The organism is Streptomyces sp. NPDC091376 (assembly GCF_044757085.1).
GTDB lineage: Bacteria > Actinomycetota > Actinomycetes > Streptomycetales > Streptomycetaceae > Streptomyces > Streptomyces pratisoli.
The window spans coordinates 1-6,554 of sequence record NZ_JBIVUF010000052.1 but is presented as its reverse complement, the minus strand read 5'-3'; the positions used below and the strand labels follow the sequence as shown (position 1 = coordinate 6,554).

The following is a 6,554-nucleotide window of genomic DNA, read 5'->3' as shown; positions in this document are numbered from 1 at the left end:
GGAGCCCCAAGGCTGAAGAGTTGAGCTTAGACACCTTGCTCAACAGCCCTGGGGCTCCGCCCGTTTCACAGCCACCCACACGTCACCCGATCGGTAGCCACTCTGAAAATGCTCACGGCAGAGCTGCTGTACCGGGACTCGCTCCGGATCGAGCACGCAGCCGGGAACCGGCAAGGCCTGCACACCGCCATCACCCGCGTACAACAGATCAATTGCACCTACGACATCTCGATGGAACCGTTCACCGAGCAGACCATCGATCTGATGCTCTCCGACCGGCTCGCCTCCGCCCACGCCGACAGGGCCTGACACAACGAAGCCGGGGACCGGACCGCATCGGGGGATGTACTGACCGGCACCCGGCTGAGCGAGCGTACGCCGCATACCCGCCGCAGAAGGGGTCGTCCTCGAGTCGAGCTGCACGGCCAAACCTCCCAGTTGTGCAGCTCACGAACCATCACGTCGGCGGTTGGGTCGTTCCAGTGACGTGCATTGCTGTCGCCCACTCCGGGATCGGCCGCCACGCGCCCGCCGGGCGCCACACCAAGGCACTTCATGCAAGAACGTGCATACCCACGTCTGTGCATGGACGGCCGAGCGTGACCCTCGTACCGTCGTGTTCAACGGCCCAACAGGGCCGACGAACAAGGGGTTTCGCATGGCACGTGAAGAACTGACTCGGCTTACCGGCAACGGGAACGGCGAGTGCGGCGAAGACGGTTGCCCGAATGTGTACCGCACGGAGCGCGGAACGTTCGTAGTGCAAGGCGACGTGTCCGACGCCTTCGCTCCGCAGCCGGGGGAAGGGCTTGTGGAAATCCCCGAGAGCGTTCTTCGGGAGGCATTTCGTGCTCTTGGATGGTGACGAGTGGCGGGCAACGCTCCGGGGATTCCAGTCCGAGGCGTGGCGACTAGAGACGCTGCCCCAATACCTCGTACCGCAGGAATCCGAAGAGCTCGAAGCCTTCCGAGCCGGTAAGCGAATCGACCCTCACGCTTACTCGTCCACCTACACGGAAGACCTGAAGAGACTGCGCGGCGAAGGGAAGCGTAAGGGTCGAGTGCACATCGTGACTCGGCCGCTCTCCGAGTATCTGCAATTTGAGTTCTCCCGGTACTACACCCCGCACGTACTGGCCGGGGAAGACGTCCGAATCCTCGACGTGACAGTCCGCGAGAATCCGTTGCCGGACGTTCGCGACTTCTGGATGCTCGACCGCTCGACGGTCGTCCTCATGCACTACGAGGACGACGGAAGGCAGATCGGCCGTGAACTGTACGAGGGTGAGCCGGCCGACTTCGTCGAGTACCAGCGAATCGCTGTTGCCGAGTCGGTTCCGTTCCTGGAGTACGTGAAGGAGTGACGTTCGAAGCCGAGCAGCTCGGCGAGTCCGGCCCGGAACTTGCTTCGCTGCTCCGAGATCTACGCAAGCGAGCCGGTCTCTCAGGGGATCGGCTCGCAGCGCGCTGCAACATGTCTCAGTCCAAGGTGAGCCGGATCGAGAACGGCCGGACGCGGCCGTCTCTCGTTGACGTCGAGCAGATCCTGAGAGCCCTTGAAGCTCCGCCCGATCTGGTCGCCGAGGTGTCGGCGCTCGCCAGGCTGGCCAACACCGAGTGGCGGAACCTTCGAGAGCTTCGGCGTAAGGGGCTCGGGACGCGACAGACGGAATTGAAGGCGCTCGAAGCGTCCTCGACGCACATACGCTACTTCCTGCTCTCGATGGTTACTGGGCTGCTGGCAACACCCGAATACATGAGGGCAAGCCTCGCTCACTCCCCGGCGGATACGAATAAGGCAGTGGCGGGGAAGCTGGAACGGCAAGCCGTCCTGTACGACGAGTCGAAACGTTCACGTTCACCCTGACCGAGCAGGCGATTCGCTGGCCGGTCGTTTCACCGTTGGCGTTGGCCGAACAGATGGACCGCTTGTCTTCCCTGTCCTACCTTCCGAACGTGCGAATCGGAGTGATTCCCGTAGGGGCACCTACTCCCAGAACTCCGCTGAATACCTTCACCATCTACGACGCTTCCTTGGTCACCATTGAGACCTCGGCGGGAAGCCTCGTATTGCGCGACGGCCGAGACGTTCAGAGCTACTTGAAGGAATTCGCAGGGTACGATGAATGTACGCTGTTCGGGGAGGAACTTCGAGCAAGGCTCGCCGAGTGGTGTGCAGCCTGCCGCTCATGATCTTCAGTCCACAACGCGAATGAAGCGCGACCCGATGCACATTCCAAGGGATCATCCTTCGGCAGACACGCAGTCGGGGAGGCCATACGGAATGAGCACACCGAAGACGACAATGACGGGGCCGGTACACCTCGCGACTCCCGTCCGAGAGCCGGAGCCCTTAGCGAACTGCCGAGAATGCCTCAGCATCGCCGTGACTCGAACCAACGCCCGATCGGTCGGGGACTACTCGAAGGCGTCAGACGCGAACGTCGCCCTTCGTACGCACCTGCGGGAAGAGCACGGGGACGAGTGATGGCGCGCTCTGTCATGCGGTTCGTGACACACAGGATCACGCAGCATCCGGACACTGAGGTGACCTTCGAGGCCGAGTGCCTGAAGTGCGAGTGGCAGGCGATACCCTCGACGGATAGCGCTGCCGTCGACGTCGAGTGCTTGGGCCACACTGGCAGGACAGGACACCCAGGGTTCCGGCGCTTGTGCACATCCTTCGCTCTCATCGAGCGAGCCGAGCGATGAACGGCATACGGCACTATCAAACGCCAGCGCCCCAGCGGTTCTCAGCGGACGAGACGGGGCAGGTCAATGTCGACCGAAAGGCACCGTGGTCTTGATGCACTCGCGGTAGATGCCAGTGGCGACATAGGTTGGCGCAGCTCAGAGACCAGGCGGTGCCGAGCCGCGGAAGCTGTGGCCGACGGCACCGTATCGGGGAACCTCGGTGGGGCCGGTGGTGGAGGTCGGCTCGCGCGCGGTGGAGATGCCCAGCAGCAACCCGCCCAGTCAGGCAGAGGGGCGCCGCCTGGCGCCGCCGCCGCTGCCGGTCAGCGGGATCAGTGTTTCCAGATGAGCGCCTTTGACCCAGGAACCCAGCAGGTCGCGGTGCAGGGCCACGATGTCCTGGCGCAGCGCCAGCCCTAGTGCAGCCTTCGTGAAGGTGCGACAGGTGGTGACGAACAACGCGACGTCCGCGCCGTGCTCGAGACGGGCGGTGCCGACGAACTTCTGCATGTCCTGCGAGGACACGCTCCGGTGCGGCGCATACTTTTTGCATTGAACGACCAGCTTGCGGCCGTCGGCCAAGTAACCGACGACGTCCGCGCCCAGGTCGCCGCTCTTGCCGCTGACGACGACCTTCGTACAGCCGTCCCGTCGGCACAGATCGGCGACGTACGTCTCGAAATCCTGCCACGACAACGCGTCGACCTCGGCCATCGACAACTCCCGCGCCCTGGCCTCCTCCCGCGCGCGCCACGCGCGGTCCTGGCAGACCGTGAGATGGTGCGCCCGCCACAGCGCCCATCCAGCCCCGCTCACCACGGCCGCGGCGAGCACGGCCACCAAGACGGGCCACACCACCGCCCAGTGGCCAGCCACCCACACCGCGGCGGCAACCGCCGCCACCGCACCCCAGCCCTGCAACTGCCTGCGCGTTCTCTTCTTCAAGCGCCGGCGCCGTCGACGTGCCGCCATCACTCCCCCGCTCCCCAGACCCGTGCCCCGCAGTGCGCACCGAGGGGCGCCGGCCGGACCGTACGTGTGCGGCGGCTCATCGGCCGGCCTGGGTGACGCTGCTCGCAAACTGTCCCAAGATGTTCAAGATCCCCCGGCCCGCGGGGGTGGGCGCAATCAGGACGCCCAGTGCCAGGACGATGACGACGGTCAGCTTCTCGTCGAAGCGGCTACGGGCCTCCGTACGCCGCCGCAGCCGCCAGACGACGATGACTGCCAGCAGCACCGCCACATTGATGGTCAGCAACCGTCCCAACCTCCCCCACACGACCGCTCATCACCACGCGGGGACGGCAGCACGCCACCCCAGCCTCCTTATGTAGCCGGGCCTCAGCGATGTTGGGACCGGGTTGCCGACGAATGGCACAAAGCCATCGGACCTGGCCGAATACCGCACGGCGGATCAGCCGTGACGTGCGGCACGGCGACGTATACAGAAGCCGAGCACGGCAGACGGCGCGAGGCCCCCGGCGCGGCTGTGTCACAGCTGAGCTGACAGCCACCTGAGCAAAGCCTTCCGCCAGCGCCGCTCCGCACCTAGCTGATCATCTCGCTGACATGGCCTCGGCCCCCGTGGCAGGGTGCGGTGATCGGATCAGCAGACGGCAAGGGCTCCCGTGGAAGCGCGGATGTGGAACGGACTGGTCGGCGTCGCGAAGGAGACGTACACCGCCTCGCTGGGCGAGGGGATCGTGCCGCGCCCGCTCATGATGCCGCTGGTCCGCGGCGAGCTGATCGGGCTGATCTGGGTCCACCCGCTCCACGTGGGCAAGGACGCGCTCGCAGGGATCGCCGAACTCGCGAACATCGCCGCAGCGGCGGGGCGCTCTACCACGTCCACCGCCTGTTCCTGCTCTCCGCCGACGGGGAGCGGCGGCCGGTGATGCGCTCCACAGAGCCCGTCGACCTCGGCCGGCGCAGCAGCTCGCCCGGCGCCTGATCTCCATGTCCGAGAGGAACTCTTCGCCACCGTCCCCGCCCGCATCATCGACAAGCAGGACAGGAACTTCGAGTTGGAGTGGACCGCCCTGATCTCGGGCTCCGCCGCACAGCTCCCCCTCGCCTGAACCACCTCTCATCTCCAGTCCGAAAAGGCCTCTCATGCGCGCGCTCCTCGCCATTGCCCAAGCTCGTGCCTCGCTTCACCCTCGCCGTGCTGTATCTGGCCACGCCGTCCGGGGCTGACGTACGGGCCTCCATGCAGGCCAGGCTTCTCGGCTGCATGACCACCCCGGCCCAGGGCAACGTGCTCCCGCCCGGCGCCCTGTACGCCTGCGACAACGGCAAGTTCGGAAAAGGTTGGCCCGGGGCCGCTGCCTGGTTCGCCTGGCTGAAAGCGACCATCGACCGCTACGGCCGTGACCGCTGCCTGTGGGTCGTTCGCCCCGACGCCCCCATGGACGCCGCAGCGACCCTGACCGAGTCGCTGCCGTGGCTGGAGCGGATCCGCTCCCTGGGCATCCCGGTCGCGTTCGCCCCCCAGGACGGCAGCAAGCACGACCTCATCCCCTGAGACTTGATCGACGTGCCGTTCCTCGCGGGCTCCACCGAGTGGGAAGGTCGGACCGGCCGCCCACCGCCTCAGCTGACACGCCGGGGCAGCGCGAAAGAACTCCTTCCTCGGCCAGTGTCTCGACAAGCCCGTCAGCGAGTCGCCAGCGGCCGCGAAGCAAGGCGCGCGAGAGGCAGACCGATGTGCTCTACCGGCGGTAGAATCGACGGCATGAGTAAGCCGACGAGCATCAAGACCAGCGAAAAGGTGCGCGACCGACTGCGCGCCCTGGCCGACGAGCGCGGCACCACTATCACGGAGCTGCTGGAAGAGCTTGCTACCCGCGAGCTCACGGCTGCCGAGCGTGAGCAGCGCGCCATCGAGGCCGCTTCCGAGCTCGGCGTCGAGTACAACGAGCAGGTCGAGCAGGCCGGCCAAGACGCCTGGGCGAAGATCCGCGCCCATCAGGCCGGCGCCGCAGCATGAATCTGACGGCCGTCCTGGACCACACCGCATTGACCGCCCTCTATCAGGCGGACCCGTTCTTCACCGGCCTGTATATTGAAGCCTCCCGCGGAACCGGTCGGGTCCTGGTCCCGTCGCTGTCCGTCCTGGCCGCCGAGCATCAGGTTGCAGGAGCGGGCAAGCACGCCGCGTCGCTGCGCTTCGCGGAGAACGTCTCCTTCAGCACGGCGCACGCCGTCGACGCGATGGACTGGCGAAACGTGGACTGGCCAGTGGCTCACGCGGCGGCGATCGCCTGGCAGGCTGTCAAGGCGGGTGAGCCGCTCACGGTCTTGTCACTCGAGCCCGAACTGTACGCGGGGACGGGCATCACCCCGCTGAATCCCACCTGATCCCGTCGCATCCAGACGCCGGCGCACTTCGCAGGAACGGCGGCCGTTCCCACAGGAGCCGGCCGCCGACTGCATTCTCAGTGCCCGTTGCACAGGTACTCGCGCCGTTCGGCGACCAACGCCCGCCAGCGGCTGCGGGTGGGCTGCTAGCCGTCCAGCCACCGCGCCGCGGAGCGTGAGGCCAGCCATGAAGTGGGCGATGTCGACGTAGTACGCATGGTCGCCGCCTCGAGGGAATTCACACAGGCGAGCGATGGCCGGGGTGACTGCGTGGTCGTTGCCGGCACGGCGTGGTGGAAGCAGATGGCGAGTTCGAGGCTGGCCGCGCCATGGGTAATGCCGGAGATGTGAAAGCACCGCAGGCATGGCGTGAATCTGCAGGTCATCACAGCTCCCGACGGCACGCTGGTGTGGATCTCGCCCGCCCACGCGGGCCGGGTGCACGATCTGACCGCGGCCCGCCACCACCGGATCATCGCCACCTGTATCCGCCTTGGCAT

9 protein-coding genes and 2 pseudogenes are annotated in these 6,554 nt (G+C 66.3%); 9 read left to right on the top strand and 2 right to left on the bottom strand.

Annotated features, from left to right (window positions below):
• Positions 1-108: 108 nt before the first annotated feature.
• The 4 genes and pseudogenes from ACIQMR_RS38070 (at position 109) to ACIQMR_RS38055 (ending at position 2,193) form a co-directional block, all read left to right on the top strand.
• On the top strand, positions 109-309 hold the full coding sequence (locus tag ACIQMR_RS38070; RefSeq protein ID WP_401397696.1) for a hypothetical protein: 201 nt from the start codon (positions 109-111) through the stop codon (positions 307-309).
• A gap of 349 nt (positions 310-658) precedes the next feature.
• Positions 659-865 carry a hypothetical protein gene (locus ACIQMR_RS38065; RefSeq protein WP_401397693.1) on the top strand — a complete coding sequence of 69 codons (207 nt, stop codon included), beginning with the start codon at positions 659-661 and terminating at the stop codon, positions 863-865.
• Positions 849-1,364: a DUF6879 family protein gene (locus tag ACIQMR_RS38060; protein ID WP_401397690.1), complete on the top strand. Its 516-nt coding sequence runs from the start codon at positions 849-851 to the stop codon at positions 1,362-1,364. Before ACIQMR_RS38065 ends, ACIQMR_RS38060 begins: the two co-directional genes overlap by 17 nt.
• Positions 1,361-2,193, top strand: a pseudogene (locus ACIQMR_RS38055) (helix-turn-helix domain-containing protein). The gene ACIQMR_RS38060 and the pseudogene ACIQMR_RS38055 overlap by 4 nt, the downstream one beginning before the upstream one ends.
• A 783-nt stretch (positions 2,194-2,976) precedes the next feature.
• Here the strand turns inward: ACIQMR_RS38055 and ACIQMR_RS38050 are convergent.
• Positions 2,977-3,666 carry a restriction endonuclease gene (locus tag ACIQMR_RS38050; RefSeq protein ID WP_401397688.1) on the bottom strand — a complete coding sequence of 230 codons (690 nt, stop codon included), beginning with the start codon at positions 3,664-3,666 and terminating at the stop codon, positions 2,977-2,979.
• A gap of 76 nt (positions 3,667-3,742) precedes the next feature.
• Positions 3,743-3,952, bottom strand: a complete 210-nt coding sequence (locus ACIQMR_RS38045; RefSeq protein WP_401397685.1) for a hypothetical protein — start codon at positions 3,950-3,952, stop codon at positions 3,743-3,745.
• Between the two features lie 382 nt (positions 3,953-4,334).
• On the opposite strand from ACIQMR_RS38045, the gene ACIQMR_RS38040 reads away from it, so the two are divergent.
• The 5 genes and pseudogenes from ACIQMR_RS38040 to ACIQMR_RS38020 form a co-directional block, all read left to right on the top strand.
• Positions 4,335-4,589, top strand: a complete 255-nt coding sequence (locus ACIQMR_RS38040) for a hypothetical protein (RefSeq protein WP_401397682.1) — start codon at positions 4,335-4,337, stop codon at positions 4,587-4,589.
• Between the two features lie 248 nt (positions 4,590-4,837).
• Entirely contained in the window at positions 4,838-5,218 is a 381-nt protein-coding gene (locus tag ACIQMR_RS38035; protein WP_401397679.1) for a hypothetical protein, read from the top strand.
• Positions 5,219-5,428: 210 nt separating this feature from the next.
• Positions 5,429-5,683: a hypothetical protein gene (locus ACIQMR_RS38030; protein WP_401397676.1), complete on the top strand. Its 255-nt coding sequence runs from the start codon at positions 5,429-5,431 to the stop codon at positions 5,681-5,683.
• Positions 5,680-6,054: a PIN domain-containing protein gene (locus tag ACIQMR_RS38025; protein WP_401397673.1), complete on the top strand. Its 375-nt coding sequence runs from the start codon at positions 5,680-5,682 to the stop codon at positions 6,052-6,054. The genes ACIQMR_RS38030 and ACIQMR_RS38025 overlap by 4 nt, the downstream gene beginning before the upstream one ends.
• Before the next feature lie 351 nt (positions 6,055-6,405).
• Positions 6,406-6,554: pseudogene (locus ACIQMR_RS38020) on the top strand (transposase family protein); the annotation flags it as partial.